12 protein-coding genes and 1 pseudogene are annotated in these 22,586 nt (G+C 57.8%); 4 read left to right on the forward strand and 9 right to left on the reverse strand.

Features of this window, described 5'->3' with window-relative positions; genetic code table 11:
* The 5 genes from tssM to ACI2JR_RS07165 are packed head-to-tail and all read right to left on the reverse strand — an operon-like array spanning position 1 to position 7,273.
* Complete coding sequence (gene tssM, locus ACI2JR_RS07145) at positions 1 to 3,621, reverse strand: type VI secretion system membrane subunit TssM (protein WP_462478218.1); 3,621 nt, start codon at positions 3,619 to 3,621, stop codon at positions 1 to 3.
* A gap of 2 nt (positions 3,622 to 3,623) precedes the next feature.
* The gene (locus ACI2JR_RS07150) at positions 3,624 to 4,862 is read right to left on the reverse strand and encodes a DotU family type VI secretion system protein (protein WP_462478219.1); all 1,239 of its coding nucleotides are present in this window, start codon (positions 4,860 to 4,862) and stop codon (positions 3,624 to 3,626) included.
* Between the two features lie 17 nt (positions 4,863 to 4,879).
* Positions 4,880 to 6,223 (reverse strand): type VI secretion system baseplate subunit TssK, encoded by a 1,344-nt coding sequence (gene tssK / locus ACI2JR_RS07155; RefSeq protein ID WP_132727315.1) that lies wholly within the window; start codon positions 6,221 to 6,223, stop codon positions 4,880 to 4,882.
* Between the two features lie 24 nt (positions 6,224 to 6,247).
* On the reverse strand, positions 6,248 to 6,754 hold the full coding sequence (tssJ, locus tag ACI2JR_RS07160) for a type VI secretion system lipoprotein TssJ (RefSeq protein ID WP_132727317.1): 507 nt from the start codon (positions 6,752 to 6,754) through the stop codon (positions 6,248 to 6,250).
* Between the two features lie 24 nt (positions 6,755 to 6,778).
* Entirely contained in the window at positions 6,779 to 7,273 is a 495-nt protein-coding gene (locus ACI2JR_RS07165; protein WP_132728119.1) for an SH3 domain-containing protein, read from the reverse strand.
* 1,346 nt (positions 7,274 to 8,619) lie between these two features.
* Between ACI2JR_RS07165 and ACI2JR_RS07170 the strand changes: the two genes are divergently transcribed.
* Positions 8,620 to 10,920 (forward strand): TonB-dependent siderophore receptor, encoded by a 2,301-nt coding sequence (locus ACI2JR_RS07170; protein ID WP_132727319.1) that lies wholly within the window; start codon positions 8,620 to 8,622, stop codon positions 10,918 to 10,920.
* Positions 10,921 to 11,064: 144 nt separating this feature from the next.
* On the opposite strand, the gene ACI2JR_RS07175 is transcribed toward ACI2JR_RS07170, so the two are convergent.
* The 4 genes from ACI2JR_RS07175 to ACI2JR_RS07190 all read right to left on the reverse strand — a co-directional run bounded on the left by ACI2JR_RS07175 (position 11,065) and on the right by ACI2JR_RS07190 (position 19,094).
* Positions 11,065 to 12,312, reverse strand: a complete 1,248-nt coding sequence (locus tag ACI2JR_RS07175; protein WP_462478220.1) for an alpha/beta hydrolase-fold protein — start codon at positions 12,310 to 12,312, stop codon at positions 11,065 to 11,067.
* A 122-nt stretch (positions 12,313 to 12,434) separates the two neighbouring features.
* Positions 12,435 to 16,106, reverse strand: coding sequence for a salmochelin/enterobactin export ABC transporter IroC (iroC, locus tag ACI2JR_RS07180; protein WP_462478221.1), 3,672 nt, complete (start codon positions 16,104 to 16,106; stop codon positions 12,435 to 12,437).
* 157 nt (positions 16,107 to 16,263) lie between these two features.
* Positions 16,264 to 17,379 (reverse strand): salmochelin biosynthesis C-glycosyltransferase IroB, encoded by a 1,116-nt coding sequence (iroB, locus tag ACI2JR_RS07185; protein ID WP_132727328.1) that lies wholly within the window; start codon positions 17,377 to 17,379, stop codon positions 16,264 to 16,266.
* 995 nt (positions 17,380 to 18,374) lie between these two features.
* Positions 18,375 to 19,094: a LysR family transcriptional regulator gene (locus tag ACI2JR_RS07190; protein ID WP_462478222.1), complete on the reverse strand. Its 720-nt coding sequence runs from the start codon at positions 19,092 to 19,094 to the stop codon at positions 18,375 to 18,377.
* A 208-nt stretch (positions 19,095 to 19,302) separates the two neighbouring features.
* On the opposite strand from ACI2JR_RS07190, the pseudogene ACI2JR_RS07195 reads away from it, so the two are divergent.
* From ACI2JR_RS07195 to ACI2JR_RS07205, 3 genes and pseudogenes are all read left to right on the forward strand, one after another.
* Positions 19,303 to 20,534: pseudogene (locus ACI2JR_RS07195) on the forward strand (nucleobase:cation symporter-2 family protein).
* Positions 20,531 to 21,007: a nucleoside deaminase gene (locus ACI2JR_RS07200; protein ID WP_132727337.1), complete on the forward strand. Its 477-nt coding sequence runs from the start codon at positions 20,531 to 20,533 to the stop codon at positions 21,005 to 21,007. The pseudogene ACI2JR_RS07195 and the gene ACI2JR_RS07200 overlap by 4 nt, the downstream one beginning before the upstream one ends.
* A 231-nt stretch (positions 21,008 to 21,238) precedes the next feature.
* Positions 21,239 to 22,312, forward strand: a complete 1,074-nt coding sequence (locus ACI2JR_RS07205; RefSeq protein ID WP_462478223.1) for an aromatic acid exporter family protein — start codon at positions 21,239 to 21,241, stop codon at positions 22,310 to 22,312.
* Positions 22,313 to 22,586 lie beyond the last annotated feature (274 nt).

The raw sequence follows: 22,586 nt of genomic DNA on the forward strand, positions 1-22,586 counted from the left end.
TTATGGACATGAGAAACGTGGAAGCTGGAACGGATTGCGAATGCTGTTCGGCGCAAATTCCAGCGTGACCGCGTAGCCATCAACGTTGAACGTCGCCTGACGGCTTAAACTGCTGCTGCCCGGCGCAGTACGTGCTTTATCAAAGAAACGGTTAAGCGCCCAGGCACCGCCGGTTACCAGCGTCGAGGTGGTGCCATCGGCAAGGCCGAGCTGCATCCGCACCTGGTTGGTCCCCCCAGGGCCAGGCCAGCTCATCATCTGCACCGCCTGCGGGCCATGGCTGTAGCGCAGCTGCTGGCCGTCGACATCCAGGGTCAGGTTAAGAATGCGGTTATCCATCCTGATGGTGCGTACGGTCACTTTGAATGACGGCGTGGTCGCACCGTTGGCAAAAAACGCGTCGCGAATCGACTGGGCCTGCTGGAACGGACGCAGCAACCCTTCGCTTCCCGGCAACGTTTTCCCGTCAATACCCGGCATAAAGCGCCAGTTGGCCTGAGTGGTATCCACTTTGTTGGTCAGATTGTCCCGGAAGAAGGTGTCCATCATCCCGGTACCCGGCGCGAACATCCGGGCCAGGTCATCCGGCGTCACTTCACTGCTGGCGTTGCGCACCAGCGGATAGCGACCGGCAATCGCCTGACGGCAAAAGCCGCCGACTTCAACATTAATACGCTTGCGGACGTTGTCGAGATCGCGGCGCTGCGTATCGCTGCTGGCACCGACCGCCATCTTACTGAACATCGTTTGTAACCCGCCCGGCAGACGCCCGGCGCTGGCCTGTAAGCGACCGATCGCCTCGCCGCCCGGCGGTTGCATTCCGCTATTAGCCGCATCCTGCACCGCGGTCAGGTAGCGATACAGCTCATCCACCTGCTTGAGAAAGTCATCAAACACGATAGTTTTGCTGCCTTTTTCCAGCGGCTGAGCCAGTTCGATCAGGGGCGCATAATGTTCGGTAACCAGCTGCTCCGGCGTCTGGGCCATAGCGGCGCCTTGCGCTGAACGGTTGTCATCGTTGCGGAACAGCGCTTCAAGGGTACGGGTTGCCCGGTTCCCCGTCTCTTCTTTTGCCCCCTGCCCGGCATCCGGCTCCGCTCGCGACAGCGTCAATACCTGACTCAGGTTGATCACCAGACGGCGTAACGGCGAATTGCTGGCTGAAAGCAGACGAGCAGTATTAATCCGCGACGACAGATCGGCGCTGTTATTAAGCTGAATATCGGCAAGGAAGCTATCCCAGTTGGCAATAAAATCGCGGATATACAGCTGGCGGACCGCATTGTCGGTCTGTGGCTTATCTTCCTGTGCCGTCGTGGCGCCCAGTACCCATGCATCATCATCGTGCAGGGCGCTGGTGACGTTATCGATTTGCTGATTGAATACCTTCCAGTAGCCATCCGGGGTATACAGCCCCGGCACGCCGTCGCTGACAGATTTCCCGCTTTTACGCGAGAACACCAGTTCGCTTTGCGGGCCGCCGAGAGTGGCCAGAGAGATCGGTTTAAGATTGTCGTCATGTTCCAGCAGCCGCTTGAGCCGCCCGTAAACGCGGGTCGATAAAGGCTGCTGGTTAATGAGCGCGCGCTCCCTGGCGACCAGAGCATCGTCTTTTGCGTACGGCGAAGACTGTATCTGCGGCTCCAGCAACTGAGCCAGGTGCCCTTCAAGCTGGCGTAGCTGCGCCTGGGTGATGTTCTGCGGTAAATTGCGCTGCAGGTTCAGCATGATCCAGGAAAGCAGGAACTTCCCGTCATACTGTTTGGGTTGATACAGCATCTGATAGGCTTTCAACGCCTCATAGCTGTATTCCACATCGCTGCCGTTGTCATTACGCAGCCAGGTGGTTATGCGCATTGCGACTTGAGGCAGCAGCATTTGTTGCAAGGCTTTCTGATAAAGCGTCTGCGCAGCGTCGCTAACGTCATAGCCGCGATACAGCCCCATACGACGGGTGAGCGGCGGATCGTTAACATCAAACCCGGCGCTTTGCGGAAGCGCAATCAGCCCGTTGAGCAGAGGTAGCATCGCAAACAGGTCGTTCTGGCCAGGATACTGCAGCTGTTTACTTTGCTGCTCCAGCGGAGGGACCTTAGCTTGCACCTCCTGCAGATAGGCTTTGTTTTTGCCATAGCTGGTTAACCACAGGCCGCAAAGAATCACCAGCAGTGCGGCCAATACCGCATACCCGGACCAGATTAACGCCCGGTTGCGCAGGGCCCACCAGCGGTTTTGCCCGGCAATACCCGCCTCCTGGAAGATCACGTTCTGCAGCAGATTCTTGATAAAGTAGCTCTGCCCTTTCCCGCCGGGGATCGGTGCCTCTTTGCTGACCGAATCCCAGCTGTCGTTCTCATTCGCCTCGGGTAGTGAGAGCGAGCGATTAAGTTCGCCCATCACCCGGTCGAACGGCAGCCCCTCCTGCGTCCCGCTGGCGAAATAGATGCCGCGCGGGGAGAATTCCGTTTCGAAATTGGACCGCGCAAAAACGGTACTCAGATAGTCAGCCAGCAACGGACGCAAGGCGGCAAACTCCTGCGGGAACAGCCACGCTTCGGCACGGGTTTTTGCATCATGCTCTTTCAGCATGGTTTCCGGCAGGCCGGCCTCCAGCCGCTGTTGCAACAAAGAAAACTCCTGCGCAAAGCTGCCCATCAGATCGAAGTCGGCCAGTTTTGCCTGCTCCCAGGGAAAGGTGAACCCCCAAATCTGATCGCGTTGCGCCTTATCGTAGCCGGCAAACCAGGCGCGGAAGCCTTTTAAGAGATCCGCCTTGGTCACCAGTACATATACCGGGAAGCGGATCCCAAGCTGCTCATGCAGCTCCGACAGGCGCAGGCGCAGGTTGACCGCCTGCTGCCGCGATGCTTCTGTTGACTGGCTCAGCAGGTCGGAAATACTGATCGTCACCACCACACCATTGATTGGCTGGCGACGGCGATATTTGCGCAGCAGCCCGATAAATTTCAGCCATTCAGCGGCATCCTGAGCCTGCTCGCTCTCCTGGGTGGTGTAACGCCCGGCGGTATCCAGCAAAACGGCTTCGTTCGTAAACCACCAGTCGCAGTGACGAGTGCCGCCAATTCCGCGCAGCGCCGTTTTACCAAAGCGGTCGGCCAGCGGGAACTGCAGCCCTGAATTGGCCAGTGCGGTCGTTTTCCCGGAGCCGGAGGCGCCGATAATCACATACCACGGAAGCTGATAAAGATATTGGGTGCTGAAACGCTGGGTCCATTGCGCATGGCTACTGCCGGCTTTGCTGAAATGGGCTTTTTTCAGCATCTGCGCGGCTTCGTCAAACCGTTCAGCGAGGATCTGATCCTCACTGTTCAGACGCTGCTGTGGCTCCCCAGATGCCGGCTGTTTGCCCTCTTCCTGCAAATTGTCCATCAGTTTGCGATTGAGCCAGGCATTGTACAGGCGTGGAACAATATGGCTTTGCGCCCAGAGGAGGTAGACCACCGCAATGGTAATCGCGCGGTTTTGTTCAGATTCCAGCGGCCGGGTATCGACGATGGACAGCAGCGGTCCAATCATCCAGATTACCGCCGCAACAGCCGTGGCGCCGAGGAAGCCCCACAGCAGTCGGTTGGTCAGTATGGAAAGGAGAAGTGTCAGCATCCTTAATTTCCTTGGGGCAATCCGTTCAGCTCAGCCTGGGTGTTATCTGGCGACACCAGCAGAGTAATTTCCACGCGGCGGTTACGGGCGCGGTTCTCAGGGGTCGTGTTGGGGACAATCGGGTTCATTTCACCGCGCCCCTCGGCTTTCACCCGCTCAGGTTGCGATAGGTGTTTTTGCAGCTGTTTCTGTACCGAGCGGGCACGCTCCAGCGAGAGCTCATAGTTGGAGGCAAAACGCGCACTGCGAATCGGCACGTTGTCGCTGTATCCCACCACCAGTATTCGCCCGCTGACGTTATCCATTGCCTGCGCGACGCGATCAATAACCCTATCATGGCGATCGCGTACGACCGTCGAGGCGGAAGCGAACAGTCCATCGCCCTTCAGGATAACCACGCTGCGATCGGCTTCATCGCGTACCGCCACCAGCCCTGCATCGATTTCAGGGCGCAAGAAGCCGCGCAGGTTCAGCACCGCCGGTAGTTTTTCCGCCGGCTGCTGGATAGAGGCTTCCGGGAGCGGGGTTTGATAAATTTTCGCCAGTACCGGGTTGGTCCCGTCACCCAATCGCCAGTTAAGAATGATGTAAAAAAGGCAGGCGACAAATCCGGCCAGGGCGACGCAGGCCCAAAGCGGCACGACAGGTCGCCACAATTTGCGTAGTACCGGCCGGTCTTCACCGTGCACGGAAAGCGGCGGCGCATAGTTACCGCGCACGCCGCAGATCATCTGCCACAGCCGCTGCTTAATGGTTTCCAGCTGCGTGCGGCCGTTATCCATTACCCGGTAACGCCCCTCAAAGCCGAGCAGCAGGCAGTAGTTGATGAGCTCCAGCAGATTGATGTGTTCGCGGGGGTTCTGCGACAGCCGCGCCAGCAGCTGGAAAAATTTTTCCCCGCCCCAGGTTTCATTATGGAAGGTCACCAGCAGGCCGCCGCCGGACCACACCCCGCGGCTTCCCCACGGAGTGAGGGCCGCCGCTTCATCCAGGGCGGTACACAGGCAGTAGCGAGCACCAACGATCACTTCATAGGGCAATCCGGCCTGCTGACATCGCACTTCAAAACGACGGATTTCGTCAATCAGCCGCTGACGCAGCCCGGCCTGATCGTCATGGGATACGGAGTGGCGGATTTGTGGTATCGCATTTAGCAAAGGGTTGGCGGCCGCAACCAGGGGATTATTGCCACTTGTTCCGCTACCGGAGGGGTTGCTACCGGGGGCCTGTTGTTCCTGCATAATGAGCGCTCGCTTTATTATTCTGTCGGACTACGGATAGCCCAAAACTCCATATCAAGGCCCGGGAATTCACCCGCAAGGTGAAGAGCGAAAGCGCCTGATTTTTCCATTTCACTCCAGAGCTCCCCCCCCTTCTCCAGCTCGAAGTAGTTATAACCTGCGTGCCAGGGAATTTGCGGCGGCGCGGCGGGCATCGCGCGTAGCATCAGCCCAGGCAGCTGGAGTTGTACCAGATCGCGAATTTTAGTCACCGGTGCGACTTTCATCTGCGCAGGGAAGTGCGTTTGCAGCATTTCTCCCGGTACGCTGGCTTTTACCGCCAGGACGAAGCCGAACTCACGCACCATGCTGGTATCCGGAACGGTGGCGATATTCAGGCCATGTGAACGTTCGGTCAGCGGTAGCTGAATCGCATTTTCTTCCATCACCATCGATAGCCCCTGACGCAACAGCAGCACCAGCTTGCCGAAACAACTCGCCAGATCGTCGTGGTCATACACCGGTAATGTCCCTTCCAGCGTTCTCTGGGCGGTCCAGGTCGCCAGTTCGCTCGCAAAGGGTAGCCAGCTATTCCACAGTGCTTCGGGGTGAATCAGCGGCAGGTTTTTAAGATGTGCGAGGTGTCCCAGATGACGGTTCACCAGCGACAGCAAGGTAAATTCAATTAACTCCGAGGTATTAAACCGCCCGGGCTGGCGCAGACGACCGGCGATTTGCTGGCTGCGTTGGGCCAGCAGACCGTGCAGATCGTTAACCATGCCGTAGAGTAGCGGATGATTCGTGCCGTTTAGCATGGGCGCGATATAGCCATTGTCCAGACGAACATGATTGTCATTGCGTTTTTCAACAATAAAGGCGACGCCAATCGCGGTCCATTCAGCCGTTAAATCCTTCTCCAGCATCAGTTGCAGACGCTGACGGCCAAATTGTACGGTAGCGTCACCGACGGAGAGCGCATTATCGTCCGCCACCTCCTGCTCGAAGGCGAGAAAACGCGCCAGCGAATCCTTTTCTTCGCTGAAGATAACCTCTTCACGTCCGCTGCGGCGCACCGGTAGCGCCAGAACCACTTTTTCACCGGCAGTATTATCCGCGACCGTCAATGGCTTCGGTCCCTGGCGACTGTCGCGGAACTGGAAGAACGTTCCGTCAGGTAACAGACCGCTGGCAGAGCTCAGCGCGACGCATCCCTGGCGTAACATGGCTTCATCCAGCTCAAAATCGAGAAAGCCCCAAAGGTAAGCCCGCTGCAGGCCGCCCCACTCGCGAATGTGGTTTTGCAGGTAGCTTTCCGCCCGCTGGAAGTGATGCGGACGTAAAAACATACCTTCTGTCCAGACCACTTTTTCTGCTTTATTCATGCTAATTTCCTGTAAGAACTCGCGTTATTGCTTGACGACGCGGATCCCATTTACGTCAAGATAAAGACTTGCCTGCAGTTCATTCGTCGACAGTTTCCAGAACTGCCAGAAAGGTGTTTCACCCGGATCGGGAAGGGGGAGGGATATGCGCCACTTTTTACCATCTAAAGACTGGTATTCCGCCATAACCCCGATATAACGCACCTCTGACGAATTTTGCCCGCTCAGGGTCCTGGATAGCTGCCCCGGCATCAGGAAAAACTCATCACTATTAAGCAGGTTGGCAGCCAGTACCGTCTGCGCGTTATTCTGTAAGGAGTAGAAATCTGAGGACATGAATTCAGCATCAGATTTCAGCAATAACACTCTGACCTTCAACGGCGCAGAACTGTTAATTTGCGGGTGGGCCTGAAATCGAAGATTGTATCGGGCGGGGTCGCTGTGTGAAGACGAGCCACAACCACTAATCAATGCAAAAATAAACCAATAAAACGCCAGAAAGCCCCGGCGAAAATAAGAGTTATTGTTCATACGGTGTCGCTCGTAAAGGCGGGATTAATCCAGAATCCAGGTACCATTATTGCCGTTTTTACAGGCTTTGGTATTACCATCAACGTTCACGCAGGTCGCTTTCTTGCGCGCTTTTGGGCGCTTTGACTGCTCGTTTATGGTTTTATCATAGAGCTCACTTTTCACGACGGCATTGGCCGGAGCATAGCCGATAAGATCGGTCTGACCATCATTAGCCAATGCAATCCATGAGCCTTCCGCCTGACCGAGGGCAATATAGTTTGCGCCTGGAACTAACTGAACAATCACTTTCCCGCCATATCCTGGACGACTCATAACCGCGGCGGAATATAGCGCACGATATGCAGCGTTAATCGGCGTGAATTCAGTCGGCGGCACAACGATATGTCGGTGGGTTAGCGTCACGCCATTAATCTGGCTCGTTTCAATTGTATCATCGGTAATTTGTGGCTTCGGCGGAGCTTCACACCCAGCCAGGCCGACCGCAATTATGGCGGCTACAAACATTCGCATTTTCATCTGCTTTTCCATCGCAACTCTATTATTATATAAAGATATTTTTAGCGGCCAACAGGTCGTTTTAATATCCTTATCCACCGAAGGCAAAAGGTCATTTTTGCTGGCAACAGACATGGCTACCGCACGAGTCTTTGCGTACAAAGCCCCTGTCAACCATTACATTTCATTAACTATCGCCACACAATTTTACAGAACGAGACGGTCAATTCAACTCAACAAATAGATCGAGAACACAATTCCATTACAGCGCAACAACATTTAGGATTTATCTCATTAATGGATTCCCCGGCGCGCGAAGCCGCTGCCTCAACCCGATTTAAACAAACAACTATTGCCATCATAATCAATTTTCAAACCATTGATTATTAACACTTAATTGGCCATTAATTAATTTAAAATTAATCAACACCCCAGTCAGAAATATCCATTTACATAAAATGAGAATAATCCCAAAAAATCATCCCCTGACATCACACCCCCATATTTGGTAGGGTAAGCCAATTAAAACACAGCTTGAAAATACATGTTTTAACGTCCACAACATGCCTGGTTTTTATACATCCACAACAATGAGGGGTGACATAAATAAAACATGCCTGGTTACCTGAGCTATTAACAGATTCAGGTTCTCCTTCGCAAAAGAGGGGTATTAAAACATCAGAACGAAGTTATTGAGCGAGAACTGACTGGTAGCAGCGGTGGGAAGGCTTCAATATCATTCTCATTAAGCAATCATAAGTTATGAACCTGGCAGGCTCGGTATGGCGTTCATCATCAGCGCCTCTTACTCATCCTCTAAGGCGCCTCACGCCGACGATGCGATAGAAGTCGAAGCATTCATGCTGAATTATCGGCGTGAGTCATCCAGATCATTGACGGTACCCGCAATGTAAACCACTTCTCTCCTGTAAACGTTACAAATCCCTGGCGACCTTCCTCTGAGTGCATTTCTGAGGATGGTTCAGAGCATTAGAGAAATGCCAGCCCCATGCGATATATGCCGATCGTAGCGATCGCGTTTATCCAGGCCCAATTCTGGCTGCACGGATGCCCCCCGCTGCCGCAGATTGCCTGTATGCCAGAACAGCTTATGCAGCAAACCTGATGCAACATGCAGGACGCGGTGTTTCATCTCCTCTTCCCTGTTCTGCACCGGTGCAGCTCTGCTAATTTTCTTTAAATATCAGGCAGATTTTTATCTGTTAAATACCCGGTTGCGGAAAATCTCCGCACTCTCCCGCCAATCAAGCGATAATGATTATCATTAATTTGTTGCAAATGATAACCATTGCCAATAAATTATTTGCGCGTCTTTTTTTTCTTAACAATGGCAAGTGGTTAATATTATGATAAAAAATACATTTAAATACTCGCTTTTGGGATCGCTCATCGCGGGGTGTCTGGCAATTCCTGCGGTACAGGCAGATGAAGCCAATACAGCGACGGACCAGAAAGCAGCACAACCAAACGGCAGTCACCCTGATGAAAAACAGGTTCTCCGCGACAAAAGCCAAAATAATGACGAAACCATGGTCGTAACGGCCAAAGAGCAAACGCTGCAGGCGCCGGGGGTCTCCATCATTGATAGCGAGGCCATCAAAAAACACCCCATTCAGCGCGACGTCGCTGAAATTATCCGCACCATGCCGGGCGTTAACCTCACGGGTAACTCAAATAGCGGGCAGCGCGGAAATAACCGCCAGATTGATATCCGCGGCATGGGCCCCGAAAATACTCTGATCCTGGTTGACGGCATGCCGGTCTCCAGCCGCAACTCGGTGCGCTACGGCTGGAGCGATGAACGCGATACCCGCGGCGATACCAACTGGGTGCCGCCGGAAATGATCGAGCGCATCGAGGTCATTCGCGGCCCGGCTGCAGCAATGTACGGCAGCGGCGCAATGGGCGGAGTGGTGAATATCATCACTAAGCCCGCCACGGACGAATGGCACGGCAGCTTCAACACCTATTACAACGTTCCGCAGCATAAATCTGAAGGCAGCACCAAACGCTACAACGGCAGCTTAAGCGGCGCGCTGGCCGATAACCTGACCCTGCGCCTCTACGGTAACTGGAATAAAACCCAGGCCGATGCCCAGGATATCAACGAAAGCCATACGACTCCGCGTACCGGGACTTACGCCGGTACCTATCCTTCCGGCCGTGAAGGCTTTATCAATAAGGACATCAATTCGGTTCTGCGCTGGGAATTTATGCCAATGCAGGCGCTGGAGCTGGGGGCGGGCTACAGTCGCCAGGGCAACCTCTACGCCGGTGACACGCAAAACACCAACAGCAATGCGCTGGTGAAAAAATATTACGGCAAAGAAACCAACGTTCTCTACCGCCAGACCCTTAACCTGAAATATACCGGCGCCTGGGACAGCGGCGTCACCACCAATAACTACGTGCAGTTTGAAAAAACGCGTAATACCCGACTCAACGAGGGCCTTTCCGGCGGTATCGCGGGGATTTTCAGCCCTGCCAATGAAGGGTTTTCGACCATTACGCTGTATGACACCAACCTGCACTCGGATGTGAATATCCCGCTTGATCTGTGGGTCAACCAGACTCTGACCCTCGGCGCGGAGTTTAACCACCAGGCGATGAAAGATCCCGCATCGAATACCGAATCCACCAGCGGCGGCGGCTCGGTTCCCGGGATTGCCGACACCGATCGGAGCAAATACAGCTCAGCCGATATTTATGGCATCTTCGCCGAAGATAACATCGAGCTGACCGACACGACCCGCCTGACCCCAGGCATCCGCTTCAACCACCAGAACATCAGCGGCAGTAACTGGAGCCCGGCGCTGAACCTCTCCCAGGAGCTGGGCAGCGACTTCACGCTGAAGCTCGGCATCGCCCGGGCGTGGAAAGCGCCAAACCTGTATCAGACCAACCCTAACTACCTGCTCTACAGTAAAGGCCAGGGCTGCTACGGCGGCGGCGCCTGCTACCTGCAGGGTAATAACGACCTGAAAGCGGAAACCAGCGTCAATAAAGAGATCGGCATTGAATACAACCATGACGACGTGCAGGCCGGGTTGACCTGGTACCGTAACGACTATCATGACAAGGTTGAAGCCGGCTACACGCCAACAACCAACAACGGCACCGCCAATATCTATCAATGGGAAAATGTGCCCAAAGCGGTCGTACAGGGGCTGGAAGGAACCTTCAACTTCCCGATCACCGACACGCTGAAGATGAACAACAACTTCACCTATATTATCGAGAACAAAAACAAGCAGAACGGCGATTACCTGTCGGTGATTCCCAAATACACCATCAACTCGACGCTGGAGTGGCAGGCCACCAACGATCTGTCGGTGCAGGGGATGTTGACATGGTACGGTCGGCAGAAACCGAAAAAATATAATTATCAGGGAGTTCCAACGTCAGGCAGCGAAACCCGTCAGGTATCGCCTTATGCGCTGGTGGGGATGAGCGCAACCTATGCCGTGACGAAGAACCTCGACGTGACGGCGGGGATCGATAACCTGTTCGACAAGCGCCACTTCCGCGAAGGCAACGCCCAGAGTACCGGCAACGCCACCACGGGCGCCTGGCTGTGGGGCGCCGGGGCAAATACCTATAACGAACCCGGGCGTACCTACTATATGCAGGTGGGACTGCACTTCTGATAACAGCATAGCGTGACAGATAAGGCGGCGGACGGGTCTCCCCTGCCGCCGCCCTTCTGCCATCACGACAGGCTAATCCTCACTCAGCCCGCTTCCGGGAATACACCATTCTGTTGCGTGACCTGTCAGGGTCCGCGGAACCCCTTACGACGACAGCAGGGCCAGGCCGTCGATGAGGGCGCCCCGCCACCATGCATAATCATGACCGCCGGTATAAATGGCGCAGCGGCTATCGACGCCCGCGGCAAGCAGCCGCTGGTGCAGTTGCTGCACGTGCGGAACCGTCGAGCCCTCTAAGGATCCGACGCATAGCCTAACGCGCACCGTCTGCGGAGGCGCGGAGAGCAGATGTTCGCTCACCCAGGAGGTATCGCTGGAGGAAAACAGAAAAGGACGACCGCTGCCGTCCGGCGTCCACCACATCGATGGAGAGTGACACAGTACCAGGCCGAAGGTATCCGCCGCATGACGGGCCGCCATCAACGCGGTCACGCCGCCCAGGCTCTGCCCCGCCAGAACGGTCTGCGAACGGCCCGCCCAACAGCGATGCGCCTGTTCCGCCATAACCTCAGGCAGCAGGCGGCAGGCAATGTCGAGCACCAGCTCGCGGCGTCCACCGAGGATTTCGGTACGATCGCGCTCATCCACGTTATCCACGCCGAGTACCGCCACGGGAGGAATGCGGCCATTGTTAATCGCGGCGTCAATCGCCGGCGCCACGCCGACGTGATCGAACCAGGTTTCGCCATCCGGCAGTACCAGCATGCCAAGAGGCTGGGCTGCGGGAACATCCGGTAGATATAGGCGTACGCGGCGCTTCCGTCCGGCGATAGCGCGCTGGGAAACGCTCAGGCTGCCGGAAAAACAATGCGGCCCCCGCGCCCATTCATCTTGCGCCGGCGCCTGGTCAAGGGCCAGTACGGACTCCCGCTCGACGCCTCGCACGTTAATCCCCGGCGTCTTATTCAGCGGGTCGGCCTGCCCGGAGAGCAGCGAGAAGCGCCCTCCCAGCTGGGAAAGCGCGTCGGCCGGGGTCCCCTGCGGAATTTCAACGATCGTATATGATCCGCAGTAGGTCGCCGGCAGGCGCAGGGTTAAGATCCAGATATCGCTGGACGGCAGGCGGCGCATGAGGCCTTTATCAACGTCGGACTTATCCGTCACGCGGTTCAGGCGCACGTAAACCCCCTGTAACGGCCTCTCCGCGCGCCACAGAAAAGTCACCTCGCGGGCATTGCGATCGCCGGCCACCTCCGTGACCAGCGGCATATTCATCGCGTCAACGTCGCGCCAGAACTGAGAGACGTCCAGTGGGGAGCCCTCGGCCAGCTGCCTAAGAAAAGCGGCGGCGGTACCAACATCCGCTGGCGCGACGGGCGGGGTGTGTCTCATTTTCAGCATTCCCTATCATTCAAAAGGTGTGTTGTTCTGTGCACCAGGGTGGCCGTTCAGAGAACGGTCACCCTGGTTTATTGATGCCTAAGGTGGCGGAATTATCGCTCCGTGCGGAACGCTTATCCCACCATTTCCCCCGCGGTTTCGCACGCCGGGCCGCCCATGCCGTCGCGACCAACGCTATCATGCCACAGACGTGCGTAGAGACCATCCGCCGCGATCAGTTCATCGTGCGTGCCGTATTCAGCAATGCGCCCCTTATCGAGGACGGCAATCCGGTCGCAGCGGCGCGCGGTGGTGAGGCGATGTGCCACCACCAGCGCCGTTCGCCCTTCGGCGCGGGCGCCTTCGGACAACGAGGTCATTAACGTCTCTTCGCTAGCCCGGTCCAGCCGGGACGTGGCTTCATCAAGCAGCAGAACGTGCGCATTGACCAGCTGAGCGCGGGCTAACGCGATGAGCTGGCGCTGACCCGCCGACAGATCGGCGCCGCCGTTATTGACCGGCGTCCGGAATCCCTGCGGCAGCGAACGAACGATGTCAAACAGACCGGCCCGCCGCGCGGCGTTTTCCACCTCGCCATCGCTGCTCGTCGGCCGCGCATAGCGGATATTCTCCGCGATATCGCCGCTAAACAACGCCACATCCTGATCGACCAGCCCCACCTGGGCGCGGTAATCAGCCAGCGACATCTCATCGACGCCGCGTTCGCCGACGCGGATCCGGCCACCGGTGGGCGCATAGAGCCCGGCAATCAGCTTGATCAGGGTGGACTTGCCCGCGCCACTGCGCCCCACCACCGCCACCACCGTGCCTTCCGGGATCGCAAGGGTGAGTTTATCCAGCGCGGGACGCTCACCGCCGGGATAGCGGAACGTCACCGACTCCAGATGAAGCGCGCCGCTGATCGACGGCGTCGCTGACGGCTCGACCGACTCCGCGCCCTCGGTCGCCAGCAGCTCATCAATATGTTTACCGCTGGCCATCGCCTGCTGCCAGGAGTCCACAATACCCGACAGCTGCTGTACCGGACCATAGAACTGCCCCAGCAGCAGGAAGAACGCCGCCAGCACGCCGGCGGTCATCTCGCCGTCGGCGACGCGGGTAGCGCCCACCAGCAGGACGGCGGCGTAGGACGCCTCGGTACAAAAGGTCAGGAAGGGGAAGTAGACGGCAAGGTACTTTTGTGCCCGCACACGGGTGGCGCGGAAGCGATCCGACAGCGCTTGCAGCCTGGCCGACTCCTGCGCCTGCTGACCGTGAGACTGCACGACCCGCAGTCCGGATACCTTCTCCTGCAACGTACTGTTGACTTTACCGATCTCAAGACGCGCCTGGGCATAGGCTGGGGAGCTCAGGCGACGGTAGATCCACGTTGCCAGAATAACGACCGGAACCGCGCCTAATGCCGTCAAGGCCAGGATCGGATCGAGCCAGAACATCGCCGCCGCAATGGCGACAATCGTCACCAGGCTGGTTGCCGCGCCGGCGAGTCCGTTTTGCAGGAACCGGGCAAGCGCGTCGACGTCAACCGTCATACGGGTAAGACGGGAATCGACATTCTTCTCATGATAAGGCAGGGCAAGCCGCAGCAGATGTCCGAAGCTGCGTAAGCGTACCGTATGCTGCACCGATTCCGCCGCGCGCGCCGCAAACACCGTCTGCAGGGCATAGCAACACCAGCTGACGGTCACCAGACACAGCGCGAGCAAAGCGCAAATACCGATCGTGGACAGATCTCCGGCGGCGACGCCGGCATCAATGCCGCGCTGCAAGAGCACCAGCACGCCGACGCCCGCCGCTGAATCAATGGCGATCAGCAATGCGGCAATAGCAAACATCCATGCGACGGGCGACAATAGCGACGCGACCCGCTTCCCCTTACCGGCCAGCGCCCGCTGCACTGCGTTCTCCGGCACGCTGGTCATGCGCGCCACAAAGCCTTTCTCTCCGGCAGACGGCATCTCTGGCGCCTCATTGACGTCCACCGCGGGCGCTGACGGCCACAGTTCGGCATGCGAAGCCGGGGGCGGCTCCAGAAAATCGCCCGCGCCTGACATCAGCGCGCGAAACGTCTGGCAACGAGCCGCAAGCTCCGCCTGCGTACCGATATCCACCACCCGTCCTTTGTCCAGTACCACAATCTGGCGGGCCAGCTGCAACGTTGAACGGCGACGTGCGATCACCAGCAGCATATGCCGATCGTCCGCATAGCGCCCCAGTGCGGTATTAATTTCCGCTTCGGTGCCGGCATCAACCGCCGAGGTGGTATCGTCGAGAATCAGCACGCCCGGCGCAGAGATTAACGCCCTGGCCAGCGCAATACGCTGCCTCTGCCCACCGGAGAGATTGGTGCCGCGCTCGCTGAGGCGGGTTTTAAACCCCTGCGGTAATGCGGAGATAAACGCGGTCGCCCCGGCCGCGTCGGCGGCGCGGCGGATGTCTTCGTCCGTCGCCTGCGGATGACCGTAGGCAATATTCTCCGCCACCGTCCCGGCAAACAGAAAAGCGTCCTCAAACACGACGCCAACAGCGCGGCGCAGCTCTGCCAGTTTGAGATCGCGAAGATTCTGCCGCCCCTCCGTGGTATTAAGCCACACGTTTCCGGCGGTGGTATCGTAAAAGCGCGCGAGCAGCATCAGCAGCGTTGATTTGCCCGAACCTGACGCGCCCACCACCGCCACCGTCTCGCCGGCGCGCAGGGAAAATGAGACATCCTGCAGAACACCCGCGCCGCCGCCATAGTGGAAACCAACCTGCTCCAGCTCCAGTCCGACGACCTGCCCGCTCACAGACTGCGTCCCGTCCGCCATCTGCGACCGGGTGTCGATCAGGGAGAAAACGCGTTCTACCGAAGCCTGCGTGCGCTGCGCGATGACCAGAAATGAAGCCAGCACACGGGTTGGCCCGGTTAGCATCGCCAGGAAGCTGGCGAAAGCAACAAACGTTCCCAGGTCGATGCGGCCGTTCATCACCGACCATCCGCCGAAACAGAGCAGCACGATTTGCCCCACCACCGGCAGCGCCAGCATGGTGGCGCCCGGCATCGCCTGGGAGATGGCAGCGCCGATGCGTACGCGAACCATCTGCCGCGACTGGCTATCCAGCCAGCGCGTCTCGCGCAGTTCCGCCACGCATGACTTAACCACCGAGATCTGGGTCAGAACCTCGCGCATATGTTCCGTCAGGTGGGCCAGTCTGTCAGAGGCTAGCCCCGTCTGGGCAAAAACTCGGCGACGCGCGCGTAGCGCGGTAACGGCCAGAGAGGTCAGTACGCCGACGACGATCAGCGTCATCGCCGGCGACATCCATAGCATCACCGCGATACCGGCGACGTAGTAAGTGAACACCGCGAGTGGAACAGGACACATCTGCAGCAGGGTATGCATCTGCTGCAGATCGCTGTTGGTACGCGAAATCACCTGTCCGGTGCGCAGGGCATCCTGCCCGGCGCCGTCCAGTTTCTGGATGCTGTCGAAGGCCCTTCCACGCAGGGTATGCTGAACCCAAAGAGAGAGTTCTCCGGCGTATCCGCGGCGCACGTAGTTGCCGACGAAGTCCAAAAACGCAATCAGCAGCAGGCCGCAGGCGAGCCATGGCAGTTGGGTCGGGTCGCCCGCCAGCGCATCGTTAACCGCCTGGCGGGTCAGCAGCGGCGTCAAGGCGGCAAGAACGATTGTCGCCACCGAGGCCACCACCACAATAAGGCTCAGTTTCTTACGTTCCCAACACACGCCGGCAAGACGAACTATCCAGGAGCGGGCAGGCATGGGAGAGTGTGATGCAGGCATCAAGCCTCCTTCATCGATAAATGAGATCCATTAGCACAGGCGACGAACCGCCGCCGGAAAGATCCGTTTAAACATCGCGTCAGGGCGAGCTTCTGCAGCCCCATCGCAGGAGCAGGACAGGCGCGATCGCCCTAACGCATCGCATCAAAAAGAGCAATCAGCCGCGTTGCAACATGGCGATCAGGTTTTTAACCACCTCACACGGCGTAGCTTGCGCCGCCATCTCCGCGGCGACCGCCGCGGAAGCGGCGCGAAGATCGCGGTTGCCGAGGAAATCGTTGATCATGCCGCTCGTCAGCCCACCGTCGCCGGGAATGATTCCGCACCCGCGTTCCACAACGGCGCGGGCGTTGACCGGACGATCGGCCCCCTGGCCAAACACGATCTGCGGTATCCCGGCGTGCAGGGCGGTCAGGGTGTTGCCTGCCCCTCCGTGGTGAATGAACCCGTCGGCGCCGTTGAGAAAGACCCCCATTGGGATCCAGTCGACAAGGCGCACATTTGGCGGCAGTGTGCGCAAATCAGAACGCGCATTCGCTGACAGATGCAGGATGATCTCGGCATCCACCTCGCCGGCGGAATCCATGACCCATGAAATCAGATCCAGGCCATCAACCATCGGTTTGACGGTACCCAGACTCACCAGCAGGCGTTGGCGATCTGGCGTCCGGTCCCACCACGCTTCCCAGACGGCCCCCCCGTTGTAGGGAACGTACTGCATGGAAATGATCGGCTCTCCCTCATTTTGCACAATGCTCATGCTCGGCGGCGTCACGTCGATCCACGCCATATCCCGCGGCGGCGCGTCGACGCCGTGGCGCCGGTAAGCATCGGTGAGCGACCGTGTTACCCCTTTGATGTGCCAGGGGGTGTGCCCGAATCCCACCGTTTGCATCACCACCGGAATGCCATATTTTGCGGCAATTAACGGCCCGACGACTCCCAGCGGGGGGTAGACAATCAGGTCAGGCCGCCAGTGTCCGGCGAACTCGACCAGCTGATCGGCCATCTCTTCGCTGAAGAAAGAGAAGTTGCCCATTTTAGTACCGAGGTTGCTTTCCTTTCGTAACGCTTCCCGCCGGCGATAGTCGGCTTCCGAATCAAAACCCGGCGCGGCGTCAAACACCACCAGCCCCGCTTCTGCTGCTTTCTGAGCAAATTTCCCGCCGCTGGCGATCAGGACTTCGTGACCATCGACACGAAAAGCCTGAGCAAGAGACAACACCGGGTACAGCAGCCCATATAAAGGTGGGCCCACAAACAGAATACGCATGAGAAAATCCCTCTCCGTTTGACTAACTGAAGTCTGGAAGTTGACGCAGTCGCTCTGCGGCCAGGGCGGCGATATATTTTTCATCAGGCCGCCGCCCGACCTGTGCGCCTGCGTCAGAGTGAGTTTCGCCAGAGAGAGGACGCCGGCGTCCCGGTGACCTCCCTGGCGAACCGGGCTTTCCCTGTCCCGACTACCGGTAACGCCTGAGCGTCATTGTCCACGAACCACCAGAAACGGTGCCGTGCTGCCTGGCGCCGTTCTGGCCCTGTACGCATCCGCCGGGTGCAGAGACCGATCGGCGAGTTTTGCTGTGTCGGTTATTCCTGAAGACAAAACCTGGTGCCTCATCCTGATGGCGTCAGCCTGTGCTCGCCGGCGAGAAAAGAGTTCCGTTGATCAATCGCGCCCTCTTTCCTTGCGGTCTCTGTAATAACCTTGCCAGATAAAATCCCAATAACGAATACTAATGATAATGATTAACAATACCATTAGCATTTGCAACAATAGCCGGAGTTTAATGGAACTGAGAGGCGCATATTAGGAATAATCCCCCCTCAGCGAGAACAACATGAGGGGAATTTGCCGGCGTCGAGAAAGGGATGAGCAAGAGGCCCAGGAGACAAGCGTTATTTGCCGTTCGTCAGAATATAGGCTTAATATTAAGGCGGGTTATTTCTTCTCCTGGCCGGTGATACAGCCTCATTCGGATCCGGCGTCTGAAAAGAGATCTGTCATGATGCCTGCGAGCCCTGATAGTGAAGCCCGCTTTTAACGGCTTGATGATTAAAGCCATGAGTCATTAATATCACGTCATTTATTATAAAGTCGTTCGATTACCGCTATTATCCTGCTCGAAAATTTTGTGCTGGATGAGACGATCCCGTAACCAGTTCAGGGATTTACCGACGCTCTTCTTTTTCGACCACAATAAATCCACGCCAACCACCCAGTCCGTATGAGGATATTCCTGCTGGCGCAGTTCAACGAGCGTGCCCTCATGGAGCTCTTTGCCAATGAACAAACGCGGCAGAGAGGCCCAGCCCCGCGATGGCAGCCGCAATCATGGCGTTATAGCTCTCAACGCGCCATAGCATCGGGCTGCCAAGATATTCCGTGGTGGCAATGTGCTGTTCCTGGGGGCCGAAGGTAATATGCCGCCAGCGATGCAGATCCGCAAAAGAGACCGGGCCCTGCCCCGCCAGCGGGTGCGATGCGCTAACAACGTGGACCATAATGACCTTTCCCAGCTGGACAAACTGGAGGCGGTCGCTATCAACCATGCGGGCGATCACGATCCCGGCGTCCACTTCTCCTCGGCTCACCAGACCGGTCACATTCCCCTGATGGGGCTCGCGGATATGGATATCCACCTGAGGAAATGTCATAGCAAATTCATATAAAACCGGGGCTATAGTCGGGTATGGCACCTCAATCGCCAGCGTAATGCAGGCTTCAGTCTGAACATTGTAAGCCCCCACTCTTTGCTCCAGCACATTGCATTGCTCAAGGACGGTTTTGATGTATTCACGTAATACGGTCCCCTCCCCGGTCAGGGTGATCTGTCGGGGGGAACGCTCGAACAACCGGAGATTGAATTCATCCTCAAGGTTGCTCATTGCCATATTCACCGACGACTGCGAACGCTTCAGCGCCCGGGCGGCGGCAGAAAACGAACCGGACCGCGCAACCTGCTCGAATACCATAAGTTGTTCCAATGAATACTTCACTTCAGCCCCCCAGATTTCAAAAAAACTGAAAACAGCTGACTAACTTATATCACGTTTACCCACATATAGTTGGCCATCGCTTCCTTCGGGCACTCTTCAGGGGATTCACATGGCTACCGTTTTAGAAAACCAGAGCACGACCAACCCGCTGACCATAAAACGCATCGCTTCTCTTGGGCTCCAGCACGTGCTGGTGATGTACGCCGGCACGGTCACCGTTCCGTTGATTCTGGCGGCCGTGCTGCAACTGAGCAGTAGCGAAACCATTACGCTAATCAATGCCTGCCTGCTCACTTCGGGGCTGGCGACGCTGCTGCAGGCGGTGGGCATTGGCCGTTTCGGCAGTCGCTTACCGCTGATTCAGGGATGCTCTTTTATCGTACTGGCGCCGATGATTATGATTGGGCAACAATACGGCATCGCCACCATCTTCGGCTCGGTTATTGCCTGCGGCCTGTTCACTCTGCTGGTGGCCCCGGTGTTAGCCGCCTGGTGCGTTTTTTCCCACCGATCGTCATTGGCTGCGTGATCACCCTGATTGGCATTTCACTGATGCCCGCAGCGGCAATTTGGCTGGGGGGCGGTAATCCGCATGCGCCAGACTTTGCCCAACCGCAGAATTTACTGCTCGGTTTTGCCACTCTCGCCGTCACCCTGCTGTTCTACTGCAATACCCACGGGGTAATGCGCAACTTCAGTATCCTGTTCGGGCTGCTGGCCGGGACGCTGGGCGCCTGGCTGTGCGGCTTAACTCATTTCGGTGCCGTGACCGGGGCCTCCTGGGTTGGCTTCAGCCTGCCTTTCGCCTTTGGTCTGCCGCATTTTGCTGTCGCGCCAATCCTGGTGCTGTGTCTGTCGATGCTGATTGTGATGACCGAGACCACAGGCAACATTTTACTGATTGATAAGCTGATCGGACAGCCGACCACATCACAGCGCCTGGCAGATGCGATCCGCGCCGATGGGCTCTCCACCATGGTCGGCGGCTGCCTGAACAGCTTCCCCTATAACGCTTTCTCACAAAATGCCGGCCTGCTCATGCTGACCAAAGTCACCAGCCGACGCGTACTGATCGCCGCGGGTCTCATTCTGGTATTGCTGGGGCTGTTTCCTAAGCTCGGGGCTATCGTCGCGATGATCCCGAATCCGGTGCTCGGTGGCGTGGCCGTGCTGATGTTTGGCATGACGCTGGCAGCGGGCGTGCAGGAACTCAAAAACGTCGATTTTGGCGATGAGAAAAATGTCCTGATCGTCTCGGTGTCTATTGCAAGCGGCGTGCTTCCCGTCGCATTCCCTGCGCTTTTTCAGCAGCTACCGGCGTCCGTAAAACTGTTTCTGGACAGTGGAATTTTTATCGGCGGCTTCACCGCAGTTCTTCTCAATGCGTTGCTTCATCGCCGCACACTCAAAACGGAGACATCGCTTTGATTACCCCAACCGACATACAGTTTCTCAGGTTATCCAACGAGGTGGGCCGCCGGGCTATCGCGCTGGGTAGACATCCCTTCGGCGCGGTACTGGTCGCCCCTGATGGCGACACCGTGCTGCTGACGCAGTGCAACATTGATACCGTAAACCATGCGGAATCGACGCTGGCGCGCATTGCCGCCAGCAATTATCCCGCGGAATATCTCTGGCGATGCACGCTCTATACGGCGGTCGAGCCTTGCTGTATGTGCGCCGGGACGATTTACTGGGCGAATATCGGTAAAGTGGTGTACGGCATGAGCGAGGAAAAGCTGCTGGATTGTACGGGAAGCCACCAGGAAAATCCGACGATGAGCATTCCGGCTTCTTATATCTTCAGCCATGGGCAGAAAACGATTTCGCTTGTCGGACCGGTGGCGGAGATCGAAGACGAGACCCTGGCATTACAGCGCGAATTCTGGCTGACACGGTGATAGTCCCTCGGTCCGCGCGGGGAGAGTGTGAAAACATCGTTTCGCGGCGCGGCCAATCGCCAGGGGAAGCTCCCCTGAGCGTTTACAAATAAAATAACGACCGGGTATAAAGGGCGTTATCAGGGGCAAAGTCCGGCCTGCCGTTTTATCAGCGCCATGAGGTGCCCCAATCGTCAGTCCCCTGCCCGACCGGGGCAATCATCATACCCATCGTCGCTAAGGAGTTCTCTGGTGCATTGGTTGGTTCGTCTACGCCTGGCCTGGCGCCAGGTTATCACTACGTTGCCTTCACGGGCCCGGCAGGCCGCGCGCGATGCGCTGGCCACCGCACTGGCCTGCGTGCTGGCGTGGGTGCTGGCAGGATGGCTGTGGGGGCACGAGCATCCCACGTTTGCGATCGTCACCGCGGTGGTGTGTCTGGCCCCGGGCTTACCCAGCCACCTCAAACAAGCCCGCAACCTGGTGATTGGCTGCACGCTCGGTATTGTGATGGGAGAACTGATGTGGCAGTTCCCCGATACTCACCCGCTGGTGCGTATGAGCGTCGGCATGTTCTTTGCGATTCTGCTGGGCGCCGTCATCGGCCCGGCGCCGGTGGTGCCAATCCAGGCCGGCGTGTCGGTGGCGCTGGTCCTCGCCATGGGGCCGGATACCGCCGGCGGCACGCGTTTGCTGGACGTCCTGCTGGGGGCCGCGGTAGGGCTATTGTTCAGCCAGGTGCTGTTTACGTCGAATCCGTTCAAGGATATCGGACGGGCCACCTCTGACTTCTTGCGTCAGATCGGCAATGGCCTGGATCGGGTGCTCAGGGCCTGCGAGGCGCAAAGCGGCGAGGCCGCTGAGGCGGCGCTGGGCCACCTGTCGCAGGCGCAAGGGTCTCTGGCGGCCCTGCGCGCCGCGGTGACCGAAGCGCAGGTCAGCAAACGCTGGTCGCTGCGCGGTCGGCTCAATGCCGGCCGGCTCGCGCTGGTCACGCGCCGTTACGATCGCCATGCCGTACGCGCCTATGCCACGGCGCTCCTGCTGGCGGAGAGCCTCGGTCGGGCCACCTCGCACACGCACACGCCGCCGCCCGCCGCAGTCATGGCATATTGCCAGTGGTTATCGGACAGCTGCATGGTGCTGGCCAGGCAATCCGCCGTCGTCGCGCTCACGGCAGATGACCCGCAGGCCAGTATGGGAACGCGGCCTCAGTCCGCCGCCACGGAGGGTGACATGCTGCAGCCTGAATGGATCGCGGTGGAGGACAATGCCCGCCAGCTGGAGCATGCCCTGCGGGCGCTGCTGGGATCGCGCGACGCGTGATCCTGCCGTCGAGATGCCTGCGCGTAAGATACGGCCGCTGTCATTGCTCGCGGCCCGCCGGCGATTATTTTTTCTCCCGGGCGAGGATTTTCCGCCCGGCGTGAACAAAATGTATATGTTCGCGTAGCGTCGTCGTACCATCGGCGCAGCTCAACCCTAATACCTTTTTATAGCTTCATCAGGTCGCCTTCGACGCCGCCAAAGAAGGCAATAATTGCCCCTCTCTACCGTGAGCGCCAGCCACGGGGAGACATAGTTTTCGCCGCCAGCCGAC

This window comes from Klebsiella sp. NPDC088457 (assembly GCF_044900465.1).
GTDB lineage: Bacteria > Pseudomonadota > Gammaproteobacteria > Enterobacterales > Enterobacteriaceae > Klebsiella.